Origin of the sequence: Mesorhizobium silamurunense, assembly GCF_014843905.1 — a bacterium.
In the GTDB taxonomy this organism is placed as follows: domain Bacteria; phylum Pseudomonadota; class Alphaproteobacteria; order Rhizobiales; family Rhizobiaceae; genus Mesorhizobium; species Mesorhizobium silamurunense.
The window spans coordinates 24,848-47,131 of record NZ_LPVS01000034.1 but is presented as its reverse complement, the minus strand read 5'-3'; the positions used below and the strand labels follow the sequence as shown (position 1 = coordinate 47,131).

General features: G+C 64.8%; 20 protein-coding genes and 1 pseudogene. 16 read left to right on the top strand and 5 right to left on the bottom strand.

The window, feature by feature from the left end:
* Nucleotides 1-93 precede the first annotated feature (93 nt).
* Both ilvD and AU465_RS08950 read left to right on the top strand, forming a co-directional pair.
* Nucleotides 94-1,818, top strand: a complete 1,725-nt coding sequence (gene ilvD, locus AU465_RS08955) for a dihydroxy-acid dehydratase (RefSeq protein WP_192245991.1) — start codon at nt 94-96, stop codon at nt 1,816-1,818.
* The gene (locus tag AU465_RS08950) at nt 1,805-2,632 is read left to right on the top strand and encodes a tetratricopeptide repeat protein (RefSeq protein WP_192245989.1); all 828 of its coding nucleotides are present in this window, start codon (nt 1,805-1,807) and stop codon (nt 2,630-2,632) included. The genes ilvD and AU465_RS08950 overlap by 14 nt, the downstream gene beginning before the upstream one ends.
* Before the next feature lie 50 nt (nt 2,633-2,682).
* On the opposite strand, the gene AU465_RS08945 is transcribed toward AU465_RS08950, so the two are convergent.
* The 4 genes and pseudogenes from AU465_RS08945 to erpA all read right to left on the bottom strand — a co-directional run bounded on the left by AU465_RS08945 (nt 2,683) and on the right by erpA (nt 4,601).
* On the bottom strand, nt 2,683-2,976 hold the full coding sequence (locus AU465_RS08945; protein WP_192245987.1) for a hypothetical protein: 294 nt from the start codon (nt 2,974-2,976) through the stop codon (nt 2,683-2,685).
* Nucleotides 2,977-3,055: 79 nt separating this feature from the next.
* Nucleotides 3,056-3,850 carry an exodeoxyribonuclease III gene (gene xth, locus AU465_RS08940; RefSeq protein WP_192245985.1) on the bottom strand — a complete coding sequence of 265 codons (795 nt, stop codon included), beginning with the start codon at nt 3,848-3,850 and terminating at the stop codon, nt 3,056-3,058.
* A gap of 7 nt (nt 3,851-3,857) precedes the next feature.
* Nucleotides 3,858-4,245 (bottom strand): annotated as a pseudogene (locus AU465_RS08935) (VOC family protein).
* Nucleotides 4,246-4,253: 8 nt separating this feature from the next.
* The gene (gene erpA, locus AU465_RS08930) at nt 4,254-4,601 is read right to left on the bottom strand and encodes an iron-sulfur cluster insertion protein ErpA (RefSeq protein WP_192245984.1); all 348 of its coding nucleotides are present in this window, start codon (nt 4,599-4,601) and stop codon (nt 4,254-4,256) included.
* Between the two features lie 70 nt (nt 4,602-4,671).
* Here erpA and AU465_RS08925 point away from each other — a divergent pair, with 70 nt between their 5' ends.
* The 13 genes from AU465_RS08925 (at nt 4,672) to AU465_RS08865 (ending at nt 20,699) form a co-directional block, all read left to right on the top strand.
* Nucleotides 4,672-5,889 (top strand): deoxyguanosinetriphosphate triphosphohydrolase, encoded by a 1,218-nt coding sequence (locus tag AU465_RS08925; protein WP_192245982.1) that lies wholly within the window; start codon nt 4,672-4,674, stop codon nt 5,887-5,889.
* Between the two features lie 61 nt (nt 5,890-5,950).
* Nucleotides 5,951-7,708 carry an arginine--tRNA ligase gene (gene argS, locus AU465_RS08920; RefSeq protein WP_192245980.1) on the top strand — a complete coding sequence of 586 codons (1,758 nt, stop codon included), beginning with the start codon at nt 5,951-5,953 and terminating at the stop codon, nt 7,706-7,708.
* A 103-nt stretch (nt 7,709-7,811) separates the two neighbouring features.
* Nucleotides 7,812-11,417: an SPOR domain-containing protein gene (locus tag AU465_RS08915; RefSeq protein WP_192245973.1), complete on the top strand. Its 3,606-nt coding sequence runs from the start codon at nt 7,812-7,814 to the stop codon at nt 11,415-11,417.
* Nucleotides 11,418-11,551: 134 nt separating this feature from the next.
* Nucleotides 11,552-12,571 carry a beta-N-acetylhexosaminidase gene (gene nagZ / locus AU465_RS08910; protein ID WP_192245971.1) on the top strand — a complete coding sequence of 340 codons (1,020 nt, stop codon included), beginning with the start codon at nt 11,552-11,554 and terminating at the stop codon, nt 12,569-12,571.
* 62 nt (nt 12,572-12,633) lie between these two features.
* Nucleotides 12,634-13,434: a segregation and condensation protein A gene (locus AU465_RS08905; RefSeq protein WP_192245970.1), complete on the top strand. Its 801-nt coding sequence runs from the start codon at nt 12,634-12,636 to the stop codon at nt 13,432-13,434.
* Nucleotides 13,431-14,186 carry an SMC-Scp complex subunit ScpB gene (scpB, locus tag AU465_RS08900; protein WP_192245968.1) on the top strand — a complete coding sequence of 252 codons (756 nt, stop codon included), beginning with the start codon at nt 13,431-13,433 and terminating at the stop codon, nt 14,184-14,186. The genes AU465_RS08905 and scpB overlap by 4 nt, the downstream gene beginning before the upstream one ends.
* Before the next feature lie 179 nt (nt 14,187-14,365).
* A complete protein-coding gene (locus tag AU465_RS08895; protein ID WP_192245966.1) occupies nt 14,366-14,587 on the top strand; it encodes a twin-arginine translocase TatA/TatE family subunit in 222 nt (73 codons plus the stop codon).
* 44 nt (nt 14,588-14,631) lie between these two features.
* On the top strand, nt 14,632-15,342 hold the full coding sequence (gene tatB / locus AU465_RS08890) for a Sec-independent protein translocase protein TatB (RefSeq protein ID WP_192245965.1): 711 nt from the start codon (nt 14,632-14,634) through the stop codon (nt 15,340-15,342).
* Entirely contained in the window at nt 15,339-16,202 is an 864-nt protein-coding gene (tatC, locus tag AU465_RS08885; RefSeq protein WP_192245964.1) for a twin-arginine translocase subunit TatC, read from the top strand. The genes tatB and tatC overlap by 4 nt, the downstream gene beginning before the upstream one ends.
* Nucleotides 16,203-16,312: 110 nt before the next feature.
* Nucleotides 16,313-17,617 (top strand): serine--tRNA ligase, encoded by a 1,305-nt coding sequence (gene serS / locus AU465_RS08880; RefSeq protein ID WP_192245962.1) that lies wholly within the window; start codon nt 16,313-16,315, stop codon nt 17,615-17,617.
* Nucleotides 17,618-17,621: 4 nt separating this feature from the next.
* Nucleotides 17,622-18,380 carry a 5'/3'-nucleotidase SurE gene (gene surE / locus AU465_RS08875; RefSeq protein WP_192245961.1) on the top strand — a complete coding sequence of 253 codons (759 nt, stop codon included), beginning with the start codon at nt 17,622-17,624 and terminating at the stop codon, nt 18,378-18,380.
* The gene (locus tag AU465_RS08870; RefSeq protein WP_192245959.1) at nt 18,377-19,030 is read left to right on the top strand and encodes a protein-L-isoaspartate(D-aspartate) O-methyltransferase; all 654 of its coding nucleotides are present in this window, start codon (nt 18,377-18,379) and stop codon (nt 19,028-19,030) included. Before surE ends, AU465_RS08870 begins: the two co-directional genes overlap by 4 nt.
* A 139-nt stretch (nt 19,031-19,169) precedes the next feature.
* Nucleotides 19,170-20,699: a peptidoglycan DD-metalloendopeptidase family protein gene (locus AU465_RS08865; protein ID WP_192245957.1), complete on the top strand. Its 1,530-nt coding sequence runs from the start codon at nt 19,170-19,172 to the stop codon at nt 20,697-20,699.
* Nucleotides 20,700-20,800: 101 nt separating this feature from the next.
* Here AU465_RS08865 and AU465_RS08860 read toward each other — a convergent pair whose 3' ends face one another.
* Complete coding sequence (locus AU465_RS08860; RefSeq protein WP_192245955.1) at nt 20,801-21,673, bottom strand: ATP-binding protein; 873 nt, start codon at nt 21,671-21,673, stop codon at nt 20,801-20,803.
* Nucleotides 21,674-21,941: 268 nt separating this feature from the next.
* Between AU465_RS08860 and yajC the strand changes: the two genes are divergently transcribed.
* Entirely contained in the window at nt 21,942-22,280 is a 339-nt protein-coding gene (yajC, locus tag AU465_RS08855) for a preprotein translocase subunit YajC (RefSeq protein ID WP_067000009.1), read from the top strand.
* Nucleotides 22,281-22,284: the final 4 nt, after the last annotated feature.

The window sequence follows — 22,284 nt, the reverse complement described above, 5'->3', positions numbered from 1 at the left end:
ATTTCCCGCCATAAACCCGGCGCACCTCGAAATGGTCTCCGGCCAAAGGCTCGGCGATGGGAACCGGCCGCGGGGTGTGCGGCAAGGACGAGTATGGACGCCAGGGTGATCTCCAAGGCCAAACTGCCTAGCCGCCACGTGACCGTTGGTCCGGCGCGCGCGCCGCATCGCTCGTATCTCTATGCCATGGGATTGTCGGCAGCCGAGATCGCGCAGCCGCTGGTCGGCGTCGCCAGCTGCTGGAACGAGGCGGCACCGTGCAACATCTCGCTGATGCGTCAGGCGCAAGCGGTCAAGAAGGGCGTGGCGGCCGCCAATGGCACACCGCGCGAATTCTGCACCATCACCGTCACCGACGGCATCGCCATGGGCCACCAGGGCATGAAGTCGTCGCTTGTGTCGCGCGAGGTGATCGCCGATTCGGTCGAGCTCACCATGCGCGGCCATTGCTATGACGCACTGGTGGGCTTGGCCGGCTGCGACAAGTCGCTGCCCGGCATGATGATGGCGATGGTCCGCCTCAACGTGCCGTCGATCTTCATCTATGGCGGCTCGATCCTGCCCGGCAGCTATCGCGGTCGGCAGATCACCGTGCAGGACGTGTTCGAGGCAGTCGGCCAGCATTCGGTCGGCACGATCGGGGATGCCGAACTGCTCGAGATCGAGCAGGTGGCTTGTCCTTCGGCGGGTTCCTGCGGCGCCCAGTTCACCGCCAACACCATGGCTACCGTCGCCGAGGCGATCGGCCTGGCCTTGCCCTATTCCTGCGGCGCGCCGGCGCCCTACGAGATGCGCGATCGCTTCAATTTCGCCTCCGGCGAAAAAGTCATGGAGCTGATCGCCAAAAACATCCGGCCGCGCGACATCGTCACCCGCAAGGCGCTGGAGAATGCCGCGACCGTCGTGTCGGCCACCGGCGGTTCGACCAACGCGGCGCTGCACCTGCCGGCGATCGCGCATGAGGCCGGCATCAAGTTCGACCTCTTCGACGTGGCGGCGATCTTCGAGAAGACGCCTTATATCGCCGACCTCAAGCCCGGCGGCAAATATGTCGCCAAGGACATGTTCGAGGCCGGCGGCATTCCGCTCTTGATGAAGACGCTGCTCGACCATGGCTACCTGCACGGTGATTGCATGACGGTCACTGGCCGCACTTTGGCCGAAAACATGGAGCACGTTTCCTGGAATGACAGCCAGGATGTTGTGCGTCCCGCCAATCGGCCAATCACCAAGACGGGCGGCGTTGTGGGCTTGAAGGGCAACCTTGCCCCCGAAGGCGCGATCGTGAAGGTCGCCGGCATGTCGGAGCTGAAATTCTCAGGTCCGGCGCGCTGCTTCGATTCGGAAGAGGAGTGCTTCGAAGCGGTCACGCAGCGCAATTACCGGGAAGGCGAGGTTCTCGTCATCCGCTACGAGGGGCCGCGCGGCGGTCCGGGCATGCGCGAGATGCTGTCGACGACGGCAGCGCTCTACGGCCAGGGCATGGGCGGCAAGGTGGCGCTGATCACGGACGGGCGTTTTTCCGGTGCTACACGTGGCTTCTGCATCGGCCATGTCGGGCCGGAGGCGGCGGTCGGCGGTCCGATCGGGCTCATCAAGAATGGCGACGTGATCTCGATCGACGCCGTGAAAGGCACGATCGAGGTGGCGCTGTCGGATGCCGAGCTGGCGGCACGGGCAAAGAGTTGGAAGGCGCGCAAGACCGACTATCAGTCCGGCGCGATCTGGAAATATGCGCAGACCGTAGGGTCGGCCCGCGACGGCGCGGTCACCCATCCGGGCGGTGCGAAAGAAACACACTGCTATGCGGACATTTGAGGTGTTGAGGTCGTCTGTCTTTTCGGCACTGGTCGCGGTTGCGACCTTGGGTGCCGTCGGGCAGGCCATGGCCTTCGACGACAAGGTGTTCGACGACAAGACCGGCGTGAAGCCGCAGTCGAGCCCGTGGGCGGTGTTCCAGTTCGGCTTCTCCGCCTACAAGAACGGCCACAAGGACCAGGCGGTCGAGGCCTATAAATATGCCGCGGAGAACGGCCAGATCGGCGCCACCTGGAAGCTTGCGCGCATGTATGCCGAAGGCGACGGCGTGGCGCGCGACGACTATGCGGCTTTCAAGTTCTTCTCGGAGATCGTCGACCAGGATGTCGAGCCCGGTTCGCCGGAGGAAAGCTATGTCTCGGATGCGCTTGTCGCGCTCGGCGACTATCTGCGCAAAGGCATCCCGGGCAGCCCGGTCGAGGAAAACGAGGTCGCGGCGCAGGAATACTACATGCGCGCTGCCGCCAACTACCGCAACCCGAACGCCCAGTTCGAGATCGGCCAGATGTTTTTGAAGGGCGAGGGCGGCGTGAAGGCCAGCGTCAAGCAGGCCGGGCGCTGGCTGCAGCTCGCGGCCGAAAAAGGCCATGCCGGCGCGCAGGCGACGCTCGGCAATCTCTTGTTCCAGAGCGGCAAGGTCGTGCGCGGCCTGGCGATGATGACGGCCGCGCTTGAGCGTGCTCCGCCGGCCGACCAGACCTGGATCCGCAGCATGCAGGAAGAAGCCTTCGCCGCCGCCGGCGAAGCCGACCGCCGCACGGCGATTTCGCTGGCCGACGACATCCTGACCAAAGGCAACAACGGCGACCAGTAGGCGGCGGCTGCCAATCTCCCCCTCAAGAGGGGAGATCAGCGGCTTCGGCCTCAATTATCGGCCGGCTCTGTCGGCATCGTACTTGGCGGCGGCGTCGAGAGCGATGTGGGGTGAAGCTTTGGGGCGTCCCCGGGGCACACGTCCTTGATCTTCGTCCAGGACGTGTTGTTGAGAACCATGTCGCAGCGGGCGAGGTGGCTTTCGCCGGCGACGGTCAGACAGGCCGTCTCGCCGACCTTGAATGATTTGCCGTTGGCAAGGCACTCCGGGGCCGCGAGCGCCGGCGCCGGCACCGCGAACGCCAGCGCAAGACCAATCGGGCAAAGAACAGATCGGATCACCATCGAACCCCCGCAACAATTCGCATCCAACGCGCGATTTGTGGCGATATCAGGGTTCGGCGAGAGTGCGTAGGCAGCGCTTTCAGGCCGGCTGCAGGTCGAGATCGATCGCTACCGGCACGTGGTCGGAGGGTTTTTCCCAGGCGCGCACATGCTTCTCGACCGAGGCCGAGGAAAAGCGGTTGGCGGCTTCGGGCGACAGCAATAGATGGTCGATGCGGATGCCGTTGTTCTTCTGCCAGGCGCCGGCCTGATAGTCCCAGAAAGTATAGACATCGGGCGAATCGGTGACGGCCCGAACGGCCTCGGTGAAGCCGAGATTCTTCAGGCGGCGGAAGGCCTGTCTCGTCTGCGGCTGGAACAGCGCGTCGCCGAGCCAGTTGTCGGGGGACCTGGCGTCGGCGGGCTCGGGGATGACGTTGTAGTCGCCGGCCAGCACCAATGCTTCCTCGAGCCTCAGCCGTTCTTGCGCCCAGCGCTCGAGCCTCGCCATCCATGACAGCTTGTAGGAAAACTTCCTCTCGTCGTCGATCGGATTGCCGTTCGGCAGATAGAGCGAGGCGACGCGCAGCGCGCCCTTGTCGGTCGAGAAGACGCCTTCGATGAAGCGCGCGTGGTCGTCGGCATCGTCGCCGGGCAAACCGCGATTGACTTCGTCGAAGGGCAGCTTCGACAGGAGCGCGACGCCGTTGAAGCTTTTCTGACCGTTGGTCTCGACATTGTAGCCCTGCGCCTCGATCTCGGCGCGCGGGAACTGATCGTCGAGCGTCTTGATCTCCTGCAGGCAGACGATGTCCGGCGCGCTCTCGGTCAGCCAGTGGGTGAGGTTGCCGATGCGGGCGCGAACGCCGTTGATGTTCCAGGTGACGATCTTCATGCGGACCTCAATGTTCTTCCGGCGCAAGGCGCTCGACGAGGCCGATCGTATTGCCTGCCGGGTCCTTTAGAAAGGCCATCCATTCGCTTTCCCCCGCCGGACCGAAGCGGCCCTCGGTGTCGCGATGGACACGGCGGCGCGGTGAACGGAACGCCGGCGGCCTTCGCCTCGGCGTGGAAGGTCTCGAGACCGGCAATGTCGAGATAGACGGTGCCGGGCGGAACGCCGTCGGTGAAGAGGAGCCGCACCTGGCCAGCCATGATGAAGGCCATGCCCGGCGGATCGTAGCGCGCATGCACGCTCATGCCGAGCACATCGCGCCAGAAGGCCAGCGTCGTATCGAGATCGCGCCCGGCCGACAGCGCGACCTGGCGGACCGCGCCGATCGCTGGCATCGGATCGGTCAGATGGAAAAGCTGGTGCCGCAGCCGCAAGAGGCGACGGCGTTCGGGTTCCTGATCTGGAAGGACTGGCCCATCAGGTCGTCGACGAAGTCGATCACCGAGCCGCCCATATAGACCAGCGAGAGGTCGTCGATCAGGATCGTCGCGCCATCCTTCTCGATGGCGACGTCGTCGTCGTTGCGACTATCGACGAGATCGAGCTTGTAGGAAAAGCCGGAGCAGCCGCCGCCTTCGACGGAAACGCGCAGCGCCGTCTTGCCGGGCTCGCCGGCGACGATCTTGACGATCCGCTTCGCGGCGGCGTCGGTCATTTCGACCTTCATGGCAGTCTTGGCATCCGCGCCCATCGGCGTCACCTTGCTTTCGGTTTCCCATGATAGGTATGAAGCGGGCGGGGGCAAGTCAACTGGTGGGCGAATGAGCAAGGATGCTCTCGGCGATATCGGATTCGGCTACCGGCCGCGCGCCGTCTATGCGAGCGATCCGGCGCAGTCGCGCGGCCGGCTGTTCGATGAGCCTGAAAGCCCGACCCGCACGCCGTTCCAGCGCGACCGCGACCGCATCATCCATTCCACCGCATTTCGCCGGTTGAAGCACAAGACGCAGGTGTTCGTCGCGCATGAGGGCGATCATTACCGCACCAGGCTGACGCATTCGATCGAGGTGGCGCAGATTGCGCGCGCCCTGGCGCGGGCGCTGCGCGGCGACGAGGATCTCGCCGAAGCGGTCGCCCTGGTCCACGATTTCGGCCACACGCCTTTCGGCCATACCGGCGAGGAGGCGCTGAACGAGAAGATGGCCGGCTGGGGCGGATTCGACCACAACGCACAGTCGTTGCGTGTCGTCACACGCCTCGAGCGGCGCTATGCCGATTTCGACGGGTTGAACCTCACCTGGGAGACGCTGGAAGGGCTGGTCAAGCACAATGGGCCTCTGATCGATGGCAGCGGAAAGGGGCTGAAGGGTCCCGTGCCGCAGGCGATCCGCGACTATTCCGAACTGCACGACCTCGAGCTCGACCGCTTCGCCGGCATCGAGGCGCAGTGTGCTGCGATCGCCGATGACATCGCCTACAACACGCATGACATAGACGACGGCCTGCGCGCCGGCTTCCTGACGCTGGATATGCTCGAGGACGTCGGCCTGCCGGGTTCGATCCTGAAGAGCGTGCGCGCCCGCTATCCACAGCTCGACGACGTACGCACCGGCCACGAGCTGATGCGCCGGCAGATCACGTTGATGGTGGAGGACGTCATTGCTTCCGCCACCGCCAATATTGAGCGCCTCAAGCCGGACAGCGCCGATGCGGTGAGGGCGGCGGGCGAGACGATGGTGACCTTCTCCGCAAGCATGGCCGCAGCCGAAAAGGAACTGAAGGCTTTTCTCTACAAGCATCTTTACCGGCATGCCGAGGTGATGCGCGTGCGGGCAGAGGCCGAACAGATCGTCCGCGACCTGTTCGATATCTATTTCGCCGACCCGCGCGCCATGCCGGATGGATGGCGCGAAGGGCTGGACAGGGCGCAGGATCGCATCAAGGCACGCAGCGTCGCCGATTTCCTGGCCGGCATGACCGACACCTATGCGCTCAAGGAGCACAGGCGTCTGTTTGACCATACGCCCGATTTGAGCTAGGGCGAGCCACGATTTGCCGGCCAAGCTGCCGGTAGCCTGTTTAAAGCCCAGAGCACACCCAATGAATATCTTCGCCGATTTCAACGCGCGGATCGTAAAAGCTGTCGAAGCCCTTGATCTGAAAGACAAGGACGGCGGAGCGCTGGACCTGTCGCGCATCGCGGTCGAGCCGCCGCGCGACGCGAGCCACGGCGACCTTGCCACCAATGCGGCGATGGTGCTGGCGAAGCCCGCCAACCAGAATCCTCGCGCGCTTGCCGAGAGACTGGCCGAAGCGCTGCGCGCCGATGCCGATATCGCGTCCGCCGATATTGCCGGGCCGGGCTTCGTCAATCTCAGGCTGAAGGACGGCTTCTGGCAGGCGCATCTCGCGGTGCTGCTCGGCGAGGGCCGCAACTATGGCCGCTCCAAGATCGGCGGCGGTCGCAAGGCCAATGTCGAATATGTCTCGGCTAATCCGACCGGCCCGATGCATGTCGGCCATTGCCGGGGCGCCGTCGTCGGCGACACGCTGGCCAACCTGATGGCCTTCGCCGGCTACGACGTCACCAAGGAATATGTCATCAACAATGCCGGCTCGCAGATCGACGTGCTCGGCCGCTCGGCGATGCTGCGCTACCGCGAAGCGCTTGGCGAAAACATCGGCGAGATTCCGGCCGGTCTCTATCCGGGCGACTATCTGGTCCCGGTCGGCCAGGCGCTGGCCGAGGAGTTCGGCCTTGGCCTGCTGGAGATACCGGAAGAGGAAGCGCTGGCGATCGTGAAGGATCGCACGGTCGACGCGATGATGGCGATGATCCGCGAAGATCTGGCGCTGCTCAACGTGCATCACGACGTTTTCTTCTCCGAACGCACGCTGCATGCCGACAATGCCAAGAAGATCCGGGCGGCGATTGCCGACCTGACGCTCAAGGGTCATATCTACAAGGGCAAGCTGCCGCCACCGAAGGGCGAGAAGCCGGACGACTGGGAAGATCGCGAGCAGACGCTGTTCCGTTCGACCGCGGTCGGAGACGACATGGACCGGGCGCTGGTGAAGTCGGACGGCTCGTTCACCTATTTCGCTGCCGACGTCGCCTACCTCAAGGACAAGGTCGAGCGCGGCTTCGTCGATCTCATCTATGTGCTTGGTGCCGACCATGGCGGCTACGTCAAGCGGCTTGAGGCGCTGGCGCGCGCGGTCGCCGGCGACACGGTCAAGCTGACGGTTCTGCTCTGCCAGTTGGTGAAGCTGTTCCGCGACGGCGAGCCGGTCAGGATGTCGAAGCGGTCGGGGGATTTCGTCACGCTGCGCGACGTGGTGGAGGAGGTCGGCCGGGACCCGATCCGCTTCATGATGCTCTACCGCAAGAACGACGCGCCGCTCGATTTCGACTTCGCCAAGGTCACCGAGCAGTCCAAGGACAATCCGGTGTTCTATGTGCAATACGCCTCGGCGCGGTGCCACTCGGTGTTCCGGCAGGCGAGCGAACAATTGGGCGAAGCGAATTTCGACCGCAACCGGCTCGTGGCCTCGGTCGCGTCGCTGACGGACGAGGGCGAGATCGGCCTGATCCGTAAGCTGGCTGAATATCCACGGCTGATCGAATCCGCGGCACTTGCGCTGGAGCCGCACCGGCTGGCATTCTATCTCTACGATCTGGCGTCCAGCTTCCACGCACACTGGAATCGGGGCACCGACAACCCGGACTTACGTTTTGTTAAGGTTAACGACCCACAATTGACGTATGCCAGACTAGGGCTGGTGCAGGCTGTTTCGGATGTTTTGACCTCCGGCCTGACGCTGATAGGAGCTGATGCGCCTACCGAAATGCGTTAGGTTTGACTAAAAAACCTGTCACCTTTTGCCCACATTGCGCTGGTAAGGGCCAACCCTGCGCGACGTCCATGGCGTCCGACTGTGTGCGAGTTCGGGAACAATAATGGCAGACAGAACCCAGCTGAAAGTAGCCGCAAACAACCACGTCGCCGACGACGATCCGTTCGCGGAACTGACCCGGATCATGGGTTTCGACCCGCGTCAGCCGGTCAGGCCGCAGACGTCAGCGGTCGCAAAGGCTGCGCCGGCAAACCAGCCCGCGGACGATGCCGATTTCGACATCGACCTCGAAAAGGAGCTGATGGGCGAATTCGACGCTGCCGAGGAAAGCGCGCCGGCGGCGCAGTACGAGCCGGCCAACGAAGCCGCCAATATTGCTCTCACCGACGACGAGCTTGCGTCCTTCGAGCGGGATTTTGTGTTTGACGACGCGGCGGATCATGCCCACTTTGCGACGCCCCGTGCGCCGGAGCCGGCCGCCGACACGACCTTCGACGATGATTTCGACAAGGCGGTCGCGAGTTCCTTGGAAGTCTCGCCCCTGCAGGACGACCTTTCCATCGACCAGGAAATGGCGGTCTCGCTGGATGAGGGCTTTCGGATCGACCACGATGTGCCTGACACGAACCGAGGCGCCACCGCGGCCGCCGCACCTGGGGTTGTCGAGCCTGCTGTCGTTGAGCCTGTGGCCGAGACGGCGCTCGACGCCGATTTCGACAACGCGGTCCAGATGTCGCTCGAGGACGAGCTGGCGTTCGACGAGCGTGAGATCGAGCAGCCCGAAGCCACTGACGTTCAGCCGACCGAGGCACACGCCGTTGCTGACCAACCGATCGCCGACGAAGATTTCGACAGCCAGTTCGACCAGGCCGAATTCGATCGGGCCCAGCTTGATCAGGTGGTGGCCGACGTCGATATGGATATCGATCAGCCGCAGGACCTGACCCTGGAACAGGAACTGTCGGTCGATGACGAGCAGCCGCAGGCGGTCGAGGCGCCGGTCGAGGCGGCGCATTTCGCCGCCGATCACGAACCTGCCGCCGATCCGGAGCCCATGGCCGATCACGAAGCAGCGGCGGATCCGGTCCTCGAAGACGATTTCGAGCTCAGCTTCCGTGACGCCCTTGCCGAGGAGCCGGAAGCTCCCGCCGTCGAGCCTGAACCCGTCGCCGACCATCAGGCCGCGACCGATCGGGTCTTCGAAGACGATCTCGAACTCAACTTCGCCGAGGCCCTGGCCGAGGAGCCGGAGGTTCCCGCTGTCGAGCCCGTCGCCACGGCCGAGCCGTCCTTCGCGGAGCCTGCTCCGGCCGTGACGGCCCCGGTTCCGCCGGTTGCGGCGGTCGAGCCGGCCAAGCCGGCCGCGACCATTGGCGAGCGGAGCCTGGAAGACGAACTCAACGCGCTGCTCGGCGCCATGACCGCGCGACCCATTCCGGTTGCGCCGGCCCCGGTTGCTCCCATTCCGGTCGCTCCGGTTTCAGTCGTCCCGGTTTCAGTCGCCCCAGTTTCAGTCGCCCCAGTTGCAGTCGCCAAAGAATCCGCTCCGGTACAGCAGCCGGCCAGCCACACCGGCCATCAGGCCGCCGTTGCCGATGATCTCGATTGGGATCTCGATGAGACCGCCCAGTCCGCCGATGCCTATCTCGATACGCTGCTCGCCGGCGAACTCGACCGGCAGGGCTTCGAAGACGTCGCGGCCGAACAGGATGCCGAACCGAGCATCGATTTCGATGACGAGGCTTTCGATGCCGCCTTCGCCAAGGGCATCGAGCAGGACCTGCCGGTGGCGGCGGCCGAGCCGTCCCGGTCGTGGAGCCGCGTGACCCCGGTCGCCGCGCCCGCGCAGGCGTCGTCCGCGCCGCAGCCGATGACTGCCTCGGCGCCGCAAATGGCGGCTCCCGCCTATCGTGAGGAGCCGGCGAAGGACTATTCCGCCTACGCCAAACCGGCTTCGTCGCCGCAGATGGCGGCGCCTGCCTATAGTGACGAGCCGGCGAAGGACTATTCCGCTTACGCCAAGCCAGCCTCGGCGCCGCCGCCCCGCCATCAGGAGGAAATGCCCGATGTCGAGACGGTCGACGTGCCTGAGCGCGTCGTGGCGCTGGCCGACGATCTCGATATCCCGGAGCTCAGCTTCGAGGAGGATCAGCCGGCGGCACCCGCCTATGACGATCTCGATGCCGAGTTTGCAGGTCTGCTTAGCGAGATGAACGCGACCGAGATCGCGGCCGCTCCGGTGCAGAGCCGGGGCTATGACGACGATTCCTACAATGCCGGATTCAAGACCGGCTACGATCGTCGCGAGTTGCGCGCCGAGACGCCCGCCGCGCCGGCGACCCCGTCCTATGCTGCGGCCGCGAGCGCGTTCGATGCCGACGATTTGCCTGGCAGCCGCCCGGTTTCGCAGGTTGACGATTTCGCCGCAGATGAACTCGACTACGATCCCGAACTCGACGAGGCAATGACCGTGCCGGGCCTTGCCGAGCGCGAAGCCGCGAAGCCGCGCAGCCGCAATCTGATGGTTGCAGCGCTGGTCGGCGCCGCGGTGATTGCCGGCGGTCTCGGCGCTCTCGCCTTCTCATTCGGCGGCAAGGGCGGCAGCGAAGCGCCCGTGATCGTGAAGGCCGACAATTCGCCGATCAAGGTCAAGCCGGAAAACCCGGGCGGCGCGGTGGTGCCGAACCAGGACAACAAGGTCTATGACGCTGTGGCCAAGGGCGGGTCGGCCAAGCCCACCGAACCGGTGCAGCAGAAACTGGTGACCAATGTCGAGGAACCGATCGACGTGGCGTCAAAGGAACCGCCGCAGAGCCGGATCGTCGACCTTTCGCCTGACGACACCGATGCCGCGCCCGGTACCGACGCAGCGGGCAATCCGAACACGGCAGCGCCGGCTCCGGACGCAGCAGCGCCGGCTCCGAACGCGGCAGCGCCGGCTGGCGCCCAGGTCGCCGCGCCCGAGAGTGCACGGCCGGCCGCCCCGGCGCCGAAATCGGAGGACCGCATCGCCCAGGTGCTGCAGGAGGCCGACAAGGGGACCAACAACGATGTCGTCGCCGTTGCGCCGCGCAAGGTGAAGACCATGATGGTGAAGCCTGACGGCTCGCTGGTTCCTCGCGAGGACCTAGCTCCCGCGCCGCAAGTCGCGGCGGCCGAGCCGGCCGATCCGGCGCCGCAGCACGTCGCTGCGGCCGGGCAGGGCGATGCCCAACCGACGGGAACCGTGACGCCAGCCACCGACCAGGCTGCCGATCAAGGCGACGGCGACCAGAGCGATACCGCCAAGCCAGCCGTTGCAGCGAAGCCCACTGCCGCTCCGAAGGCTGAAGCCAGGGCCCAGTCGACCAACACGCCGGCGAAGGTGCCGGTGGCGCCGCCGCGTCCGTCCGACCAGCCGGTCGACATCGTCGGCGAGGTCAAGCCCGACCAGGTCGCCTCCATCGATCCGGCGGCATCAGGCGGCGGCTCGTGGTCGATGCAGATCGCCTCGCAGCCGACGGTCGAAAGCGCCCAATCGACCTACCAGGACCTGCAGCGCCGCTACGGCAGCGTGCTCTCCGGGCGCACCGCCAACATCGTCAAGGCGGAAATCGCCGGCAAGGGAACTTTCTACCGCGTCCGCGTGCCGGCGCAGTCGCGCAACGACGCGATCAACCTGTGCACCAGCTACAAGGCGGCCGGCGGCACCTGCTTCGTGTCGCGCTGATCGTCCCAGACCGTCTCAAAGCCGGCGCCGCCGCAAGGCCGCGCCGGCTTTTCATTGTGGACGGTTCTTGGCGTTCGGACGTCGGCGGGCAGGGGTGATTCCCTTTGCGTTCCCAAAGCCCTAAGGTTCTACCCATGACCGAATCAAAATCCATGATCCTCGGCTGCGCCGGGAAATCCCTTACTGAAGATGAAATCCGTTTCTACGGCGACGAACGTCCCTGGGGCTTCATCCTGTTCGCGCGCAATGTCGGCGAGACTGAGCAGATCCGCGACCTGGTCGATTCGATGCGCGACTGCATCGGACGGCCGGACGCTCCTGTCTTCATCGACCAGGAAGGCGGCCGGGTGCAACGCCTGCGGCCGCCGCTGGCACCGAACTATCCTGCAGGTGGGGCGCTTGGCGCCCTTTGGCGCGACGATCGCGAGGCCGGCCGCCGCGCCGCGTGGCTCCTGGCGCGGCTTCACGCCTTCGATCTGCTGCGCCATGGCATCACCGCCGACTGCCTGCCGGTGCTCGACGTCCCCATCGCGGGCGCCAGCGATGTCATCGGCGCGCGCGCCTATGGCATGGAACCCAATGCCGTGATCGAACTTGGCAAGGCTTCGGCCGAGGGCCTGATGTCGGGCGGCGTCCTGCCGGTCATGAAGCATGTTCCCGGCCATGGCCGGGCCTTTGCCGATACGCATTTCGCGCTGCCGACGGTCGACACGCCGCTCGCCGAGTTGCGGCAACATGATTTCGCCCCGTTCAAGGCGCTCAACCACCTGCCGATGGCGATGACGGCGCATGTCGTCTACAGCGCCGTCGACCCGGACAATCCGGCGACGACCTCGGCCAAGGTTGTCAACGAGCTGATCCGCGGCGAGATCGGCTTCGACGGGCTCTTGATGAGCGACGACACCTCGATGAAGGCACTTTCTGGGGATTTCCCGACAAAGGCGGCCTCGATCCTTGCGGCCGGCTGCGATCTCGTCCTTCACTGCAACGGCGTTTTCGAGGAAATGTCCGGCATCGCGTCGCGCACGACGGTGCTCGAAGGCAAGTCCCTGGCGAGAGCGGAGCGGGCGCTGGCCTATATAAAAGACGGCGATGTCGCCGACGAAAGCGCGATACGCGCGGAATTCGCCACCTATTTCGAAGCGGTGGCCTGAACCGAGGGATAGAAGGGCAAGTGGCGGAAACATTGGACAGCAGGGCTGCGAAGGCCGCACCGATGGACCGTCTGTGGGCCGAGAATGACGATTCACGTCTGACCGGCGATCCGTCGCTGGTGGTCGATGTCGCCGGCTTCGAGGGACCGCTCGACCTTCTCCTGCATCTGGCGCGCAACCAGAAGGTCGATCTCGCCCGCATCTCAATCCTGGCGCTCGCCGAGCAGTATATGGCCTTCATCGAAAAGGTGAGGGCGCTCAGACTCGAGCTTGCGGCCGACTACCTGGTGATGGCGGCGTGGCTCGCCTTCCTCAAGTCGAAGCTCTTGATCCCGAAGCAGCCGGGCGAAGAGGGCGAGAGCGGCGAGGAACTGGCGGCGGTGCTGCAATTCCGGCTGAAGCGGCTGGAAGCGATGCGCGACGCCGCAGCTCGGCTGGTCAACCGCAACCGGCTCGGCCGCGACGTCTTCGCGCGCGGCATGCCGGAAATGGTCATCGTCGAGAAGCGCAACGCCTATTCGGCCTCGCTCTACGATCTTTTGACCGCCTATGCGCAGCAGCGCCAGCGGCAGGCGATCAACAACGTGACGATCGCCCGCCGCGCCGTGTGGTCGCTGAAGGACGCACGCGACGTGCTGGCGCGGCTGGTCGGGACGATCAGCGACTGGACGGCGCTGGACAGCTTCCTCATCCAATATCTGGCGGCGCCGGAAGAGAAGCGCACCGCAGTGGCCAGTTCCTTCGCTGCGACGCTCGAAATGGTGCGCGAGGGGAAGCTGGAAATGCGGCAGGATCAGGTTTTCGCGCCGATCTACCTGCGCGGCCGCGCACAAGGGGTTAAGGCAGTCGAGGTGGTATCATGAGCGAACGTGCCAACGCTTCGGTCATTCCGTTCAAGGTCGAGGACGAGCCGGAAGACGAGATGGCCGAACAGGGTTTCATCGAGAACCCCGCCGAGCGGCTGCAGCTGTCGGAAGCCGTCCGCATGGCCGAGGCGATCATCTTCGCCAGCGCCGAGCCTGTCAGCGAAAGGCAATTGGCGGCGCGCCTGCCCGAGGGCGTGCAAATCGCGGCGGCAATGGCCGATCTGCAGGAAATCTACGCCAAGCGCGGGGTCAACCTGGTGCGGGTCGGCGACGCCTGGGCGTTCCGCACCGCCGGCGATCTCGCCTTCCTGATGAGCCGGGACTCCGTGCAGCAGAGAAAGCTCTCTCGCGCGGCGCTCGAAGTGCTGGCGATCATCGCCTATCACCAGCCGGTGACGCGGGCCGAGATCGAGGACATCCGGGGCGTCGAGACCTCCAAAGGCACGCTGGACATGCTGCTGGAAACGGAGTGGGTGAGGATGCGCGGCCGGCGCCGCACACCCGGCCGTCCCGTGACCTACGGCACGACCGATGCCTTCCTGGATCACTTCGCGCTGGAGGAGATCCGCGATCTGCCCGGCATGGAAGAGCTGAAGGGCGCTGGGCTGTTGTCGACGCGCATGCCGTCCAATTTCTCGATGCCGGTGCCGCCGGCCGATCCGGACGCGCTGGCCGAGGACGAGGATGCGCTGACCGACATCGACCTCGAGGAGCTTGGATTGCTCACGCCGCGCGTCACGGAAGAGTGACCGCCAAGCCGGTGCGAATGGTCTATTAGCAAGGGCTGCGCGGATTCGTAGCAAGGCGCTCACGCCGAAAGTGCGTGACATCCGCTAGCCATTTTATCAACTTCATTGCGGTTGTGTTTGAATCCCCGAGCGAAAACGCATAGATCATCGCCGAGGGAAAACATTCGAGAGAGATTGTTATGGGTTCATTTTCGATTTGGCACTGGATGATCGTACTGGTCATCGTGCTTCTGGTGTTCGGCCGGGGCAAGATCCCCGAGCTGATGGGCGACATGGCCAAGGGCATCAAGAGCTTCAAGAAGGGCATGGCCGACGACGACACCGCCGACGACAAGCGCACCGTCGAGCACCGTGCCGACGAGACCGTTTCGCCGGGCAAGGAAAAGGTCAGCAAGAGCTGAGCCCCGGGCTCTCGTTGGAACAGCTCTCGTTGGAATAGATTGCCATGTTCGAAGTCGGTTGGAGCGAACTGCTGGTGATCGCGGTCGTCATGATCGTGGTCGTCGGGCCGAAGGATTTGCCCACCATGCTGCGCACCTTCGGTCGCACCGCGGCCAAATTGCGCACGATGGCGGCCGACTTCCAGAAGCAGTTCAACGACGCCCTGAAGGAAGCCGAACTCGACGACGTCAAGAGTTCGATAGATAGCCTTCGCAGCCTCAATCCGATGACCGAAGTCCGCAAGCAGCTCAATCCGTTCGAGCAGGCGGCGGCCGATGTGCGGGCCGGCGTTGACACGATGATGAAGCCAAAACCGGCCGAGCCGGCTGCATCGACACCGCAGGCGGCCGAGCCGCTCAAGACCGGCGCGACGGAAATGCCCGGCATCACCGGGACCGAAGCCGCGCCGGCCGCGCCGATCTTCCCGGTCATGACCGATGCCTCCGTGGCCGTGCCAGTGGGGGAGACCGCAGTGCCGGCCCAGCCGGCGAAAAAGGCGGCGACCTCCAAGGCAAAGGCTCCGGGAGCCGCAGCGAAAACAGCAGCATCCAAGGCGTCGGCCGTGAATGCGTCGGCTAAATCCTCGCCGGCCCCGGCAAAGGCTGCTGCGCCCGCCAAGAAGGCGGCGCCTAAGGCCGAGGCAAAGCCCGCTGCGAAGAAGCCGGCCCCGAAGAAGGCCGCCGACACCAAGAAGACGGCGGGAGCCGCCAAGTGAGCGTTTCGGACAAGGAAAAGGAAGAAATCGAGAAATCGTCGGCGCCGCTGATCGAGCACCTTATCGAACTGCGCCGCCGCCTGATCTGGTCGCTCGGAGGCTTCTTTGTCGCCTTCCTCGTCTGCTTCTTCTTCGCCAAGCGCCTGTTCAACCTTTTGGTCATCCCGTTCAAATGGGCGACACAATGGGCCGGGCTCGACCCACACAAGGTCGAGCTGATCTACACCGCTCCGCAGGAGTTCTTCTTCACCCAGGTGAAGCTCGCCATGTTCGGCGGCATGGTCATCGCCTTCCCGCTAATCGCCACGCAGATCTACAAGTTCATCGCGCCAGGCCTTTATAAGAACGAGCGCAGCGCCTTCCTGCCGTTCCTGATCGCGTCGCCCATCCTGTTCCTGATGGGCGCCTCGCTGGTCTATTTCTTCTTCACCCCGATGGTGATGTGGTTCTTCCTCGCCATGCAGCAGGTCGGCACCGATGATCAGGTGCAGATCTCGCTGCTGCCGAAGGTGTCGGAATATCTCAGCCTGATCATGACCCTGATCTTCTCCTTCGGCCTGGTGTTCCAGTTGCCGGTGGTGACCAGCCTGCTGACGCGCGTTGGCCTGCTGTCGTCGCAGGCGCTGGCCGAGAAGCGCAAATGGGCGATCGTCCTTTCCTTCGTGGTTGCTGCGGTGCTGACGCCGCCCGACCCGATGAGCCAGTGCGGCCTCGCCATCCCGACCATCCTGCTCTACGAGGTCGCCATCTGGTCCTCGCGCATGATCGAGCGTAGCCAGGCACGCGATCGCCTGGCGCGCGAGCAGCAGGAAGAGGCGAGCTCGGTCGCGGAAAAGACGCCTGACGCGTCGTCGACCTAGTCGCGAACTCGTCCAACGCCAGGAAATTGCGGCAGTGCGGTTACCCGCCGTCTTGCATCGATGACGGATGCGGTTTACGCCCTCTGGCCTCAGCCAGGAGCGTTTAGACCATGCTTGACATCAAATGGATTCGCGACAACCCGAAGGCTCTGGTCGATGCGCTGGTGAAGCGCTCGTGGTCGGCCGATGACGCGCAGTCCACCGTCGAGGACCTGATCGCCAGGGACGAGGCGCGCCGCGCGCATCTCAGCGAATTGCAGGTCAAGCAGGAACGCCGCAACGCCGCCTCGAAGGAGATCGGCAATGCCATGCGTTCGGGCGACGCCGCGCTTGCCGAAAAGCTCAAGGCCGAGGTCGGCGACATCAAGGCGTTCATCCAGAACGGCGAGGCGCGTGAGCGCGAGCTCGACAAGGCGCTGGACGATGCGCTCGCGGTGCTGCCCAATGTCCCGCTCGAGGACGTGCCGGTCGGCAAGGACGAGCACGACAATGTCGTGAAGCGCATCGTTGGCGAGGTGCCGACGCGCCGGAACTGGGTGAAGGAGCATTTCGAGATCGGCGAAGCGCTCGGCATGATGGATTTCGAGCGCGCGGCGAAACTGTCGGGGTCGCGCTTCACCGTGCTGAAGAGCCAGCTCGCGCGCATGGAACGCGCGCTCGGCCAGTTCATGCTCGATCTGCACACGACCGAACACGGCTATCAGGAGATCCAGCCGCCGCTGATGGTGCGCGACGAAGTGCTTTTCGGCACCAACCAGCTGCCGAAATTCGAGCTGGACCTGTTCTTCACGCCGCATGGCGACGGGCGCCTCGGCCTGATCCCGACAGCCGAGGTGCCGCTCACCAACCTGGTGCGCGAGGAGATCACCGCGCATGAAAAGCTGCCGCTGCGCTACACGGCGCTGACGCCGTGCTTCCGCTCGGAAGCGGGCTCGGCGGGTCGCGACACGCGCGGCATGCTGCGCCAGCACCAGTTCTACAAGGTCGAACTCGTCTCGATCACCGACCAGGAGACCTCACTCGCCGAGCATGAGCGCATGACGCAATGCGCCGAGGAGGTGCTGAAGCGGCTCGGCCTGCCGTTCCGCACGGTGACGCTGTGCACCGGCGACATGGGCTTTGGCGCGCGCAAGACCTACGACATCGAGGTCTGGCTGCCGGGACAGAACGCCTATCGCGAAATCTCGTCCTGCTCGGTCTGCGGCGATTTCCAGGCCAGGCGCATGGACGCCCGCTACAAGGACAAGGACGGCAAGGGCAACCGCTTCGTCCATACGCTCAACGGCTCGGGCACCGCGGTCGGCCGCGCTCTCATTGCCGTCATCGAGAACTACCAGAATGAGGACGGCAGCGTAACCATTCCTGAAGTGCTGCGGCCTTACATGGGTGGTCTCGCCAAGATCGAATCGAAATGAGCTTATGCGCATCCTGCTGACCAACGATGACGGCATCCATGCCGAGGGGCTGGCGTCGCTCGAACGCATCGCCCGCACGCTGTCGGATGACGTCTGGGTGGTGGCGCCGGAGCAGGACCAGTCCGGCTACGCGCATTCGCTGTCGATCTCGGAGCCGCTGCGGCTAAGGACGGTCGGCGAGAAGCACTATGCCGTGCGCGGCACGCCGACCGATTGCGTCATCATGGGTACGAAAAAGATCCTGCCCGGTCCGCCCGACCTCATCCTGTCGGGCGTCAATTCCGGCGCCAACATCGCCGACGACGTAACCTATTCCGGCACCGTCGCCGGCGCCATGGAAGGCGCGCTGCTCGGCATCCGCTCGATCGCGGTGAGCCAGGCCTACTCCTATGTCGGCGAGGACCGCGTCGTCCCTTACGAGACGACCGAGGCGCTGGCGCCGGCGCTGCTGAAGAAGCTGATCGCGACACCGCTGCCGGAAGGCGTGCTGCTCAACGTCAATTTCCCGAACTGCGCGCCGGACGAAATCGAGGGCACGGTCGTCACCTCGCAAGGCAAGCTCGTGCACAGCCTCTGGGTCGACGAGCGCCGCGACGGCCGCGGCCTGCCTTACTACTGGTTGCGCTTCGGCCGCGAGCCGGTCGAAGGCAAGAAGGGCACCGACCTTTACGCGTTGCGCAACCGGCTGGTGTCGGTGACGCCGCTGCAGCTCGACCTTACCGCCCATGAACTCCGCGACCAGCTGACCAAGGCGCTCTCATGAATACGGCCATTGACGACCGCGAAGGTTTTGCCGCTTTCCTGCTCCGCCTGCGAGGCAGGGGAACAGCGCCGAAGGCGCTGGTCGCCGCCTTCGAGGCGACGCCGCGCCGCGGCTTCCTGTCCGCGCAGTTCCATTCCGTCGCCTGGTCGGAAGGCATGCTGCCGATCGAATGCGGCGAAGCGATCGAGGGCGCGGACCTGCAGGCGGCCGTCATCGCGGCTTTGGCCATCGAGCCGGGCAACCGTGTGCTCGAGATCGGCACCGGGTCGGGCTATACGGCCGCCGTGATGTCCAGACTTGCCGCGCGTATCGTCACCATCGACCGCTACAAGACCTTGACCGAGCAGGCAAAACAGCGTTTCGAGGCGCTCGGCATCAGCAATGTCATCGTGCGCCAGGCCGACGGCTCCAACGGCCTGCACAACGAAGGGCCGTTCGACCGCATCCTTGCCTGGGCGGCTTTCGACAGCCTGCCGCGCTTCCTGCTCGATCAATTGTCGAGCGGTGGCGTCGTCATAGCGCCGATCGGCCCAGAGGAAGGCGAGCAGGTGCTGGCCAAGCTCACCAAGGTCGGCAGCCGTTTCGAGCGCGAGGACATCGGCATGGTCAGGCTGCAGCCGGTCCTGCGCAGCGTCGCCGCGGTGATCTAGCCAGCGCCAGGCGGCCCCGCCAAAATTTCCTCGCATGTTTTAAGAAAATTTTCGACGGATTCTAATGGGTTAACCGCCCAGTAACATTAACGCGCTTTAATCATGACCAGTTTGTACCGGGTCTGTGCGGGTTAGTGCGATGCAATTCAATGGTTTGAAGGCAAACGGACGCAATCTGGCGCGTGGCTGCGCCGTCCTCATGATCGCCGGCGCCGCGGCAGGGTGCAGCTCGCAGGCGATGCGCTTCAATGGTGTCGACGACGTCTTCACCTCGTCCACCAACAATCAGCGCGCCATCATCAACAAGCAGAGTGCCGACCAGCCCTATCCGGGCGATACGGTGGCGCCAGCACCCGTCGACGGAACCCACACCCAGTCGGTGAGCCGCTCCAGCCTCGAACCGGTGACGTCCCAGCAATTGCCGCCGCCCTCGGCGCCGGCTGCCGCGCCCGCCAAGCCGATGCGCACCACCTCCGCCCCGGCGCTCGCGCCAGCTCCTGCCGCGCCACATCTCGACAGGACGGCGACGGGCACCGTGCAGCCTGCGAAGCCTTTCAAGACCGCCGAGCCCGATGCCGTGCGCAATGCAAGTGCCGCGCCGCACGCGACCGAGATCGTGGTGAGGGAAGGGGAAACGATTTCCGGCCTGGCGCGTCAATATCATGTGCCGGCCGACGCGATCATCAAGGTCAACGGGCTGGATGCCAACAAGGGCATCAGAAGCGGGCAGAAGATCGTCATCCCGGCCTATGCCTATTCGAGCAAGGGCGAGCCGAAGGTTGCTGACGGTACCAAGCCCGCCAATCCGCCGAAGCAGCCCGCCGGCGCGCCGGAGAAGGTTGCCGTGCTGCCGCAGCAGCCGAAGCTCAAGGACGGCAAGTCGGCCGCGCAGGTCGATGCATCGGCGGCGGCCAGCGGCTCGAAGAACGCCAAGCCTGCTCAGATGGCCGAGGCAAAGCCGGCCGGCGCCGGCGGCACCTACACCGTCCAGCAGGGCGATTCACTCTCCTCGATTGCCCGCAAGACCGGCGTCGGCGTCACGGCGCTCAAGCAGGCCAACGGCATGAAGGACGGCCTCTTGAAGATCGGCCAGACGCTCAAGGTCCCGGCCGGCGGCACCGTTGCCGTCGCCGCCGCCAAGCCTGCCGCGACCAAGCCGGCCGTCGACCCGGTGACGACGGCGACCACGCAACCGCCGGCAAAGACCACGCCGTCGGAGACGCTCGCCTCCTACACGCCGCCGAAGAAGGACGCCAAGGTCATCCAGCAGGCGGAGGACAACGACGCGGTGGCGCCGGATGCGACGGGCATCGGCAAGATGCGCTGGCCGGTGCGCGGCCGCGTCATCTCCGGCTTTGGCTCCGGCAAGGACGGCGTCGACATCGCGGTGCCGGAAGGAACGCCGATCAAGGCGGCCGAGAACGGTGTCGTCATCTATGCCGGCGACGGCCTCAAGGAGTTCGGCAACACGGTGCTGGTGCGCCACGAGAACGGGCTGGTCACCGTCTACGGCCACGCCAGCTCGATCGAGGTGCAGCGCGGCCAGAAGGTCAAGCGCGGCCAGGAGATCGCGCTGTCCGGCATGAGCGGCACCACGGACTCGCCGAAGCTGCACTTCGAGGTGCGCAAGAACTCTGCCCCGGTCGATCCGAGCGGCTATCTCGAATAGAACAAGAACAATTGCGGGCCACCTGACCTCCAGTCCGGCCCGCCGTCTTCAGCCCGCTCCGCCAGGAGCGGGCTTTTTCAGTTGCAGCCGAAGGCGGACCGTCAGTCCTTCAGCGGCTTCCCAAGCCTGCCTGCCAGGTCCTGGGTGAACTGCCAGGCGACGCGGCCAGAGCGGCTGCCGCGCGTTGTTGCCCATTCCAAGGCTTCCGCGCGCAGCGTCTCGTGGTCGATGGTGAGACCGTGATAACGGACATAGCCGTCGATCATGTCGAGATATTCGTCCTGCGAGCATTTGTGGAAGCCGAGCCACAGGCCGAAGCGATCGGAGAGCGACACCTTTTCCTCCACCGCCTCGGAAGGGTTGATGGCGGTCGAGCGCTCATTGTCGATCATGTCGCGCGGCAACAGATGCCGCCGGTTCGACGTGGCGTAGAAGATGACATTGGCCGGCCTGCCTTCGACGCCGCCTTCGAGCGCCGCCTTCAGCGACTTGTAGGAGGTGTCGTCATGGTCGAAGGAGAGGTCGTCGCAGAACAGGATGAAGCGGTAGGGCGCCGCCTTCAGCAGGCCCATCAGCTTAGGCAGCGTGTCGATGTCCTCGCGATGGATCTCGATCAGCTTGAGAGGCCGGTCGAGCGTATCCGAGGCGTTGACCTTGGCGTGCACGGCCTTGACCAGGGACGACTTGCCCATGCCGCGCGCGCCCCAGAGCAGCACATTGTTGGCGGCGAAGCCGGACGCGAAGCGCTCGGTGTTGTCGAGCAGGATGTCGCGGACACGGTCGACGCCGCGGATCAGGCCGATGTCGACGCGGTTGACCTTGCCTACCGGCTCCAGGAACCCCGGATCGGCCTGCCAGACGAAGCAGTCGGCCACGCCCAGGTCGGTCTCCGGAACCGGCGGCGGGGCGAGGCGGGACACCGCTTCGATCAGGCGGTCGAGCTTTTTGTTCAGGGCATCCAGGCTATCGGTCATTTCCGGTCTTTTTCGCTTTGGCAATCTCGGAACGTGAAACGGGTCCGGGGCTGCACACCAAGAACCAACTGCAAGCTTTTGTTGGAGCAGGATCTTTCGGCCAGCTCCAAGCGGCTTGCGGCTGCGACCCTCTAGCACGCGCCAAACGGCTGGAAAAGCAACGGATTCGGCTTGTCGCGCAGTTGCATTGGCAACTTTACCGACTATATTCCGCCCAAATTTCGCGAGGCCGCCCCGGGGCGGTTTTCAATCATCCAGGAGTTTCTTGATGTTCGTCACACCGGCATACGCCCAAGGCGTCGGTACCTCGCCTGACATGTTCATCAGCATTTTGCCGTTTGTCCTGATTTTCGTGATCATGTATTTTCTGATCATCCGGCCGCAACGCACCCAGCTGAAGAAGCGCCAGGAAATGCTGGCTGCGGTGCGCCGCGGCGATACGGTGGTGACCGGCGGCGGCTTCGTCGGCAAGGTGACCAAGGTGATCGACGACAACGAACTGGAAATCGACCTTGGCGGCGGAACCAAGGTGACGGCGCTGCGCTCGACGATCTCTGACGTGCGCGTCAAGGGCGAGCCGGTGGCGAACCAGAACGCCAAGAAGTAATCCA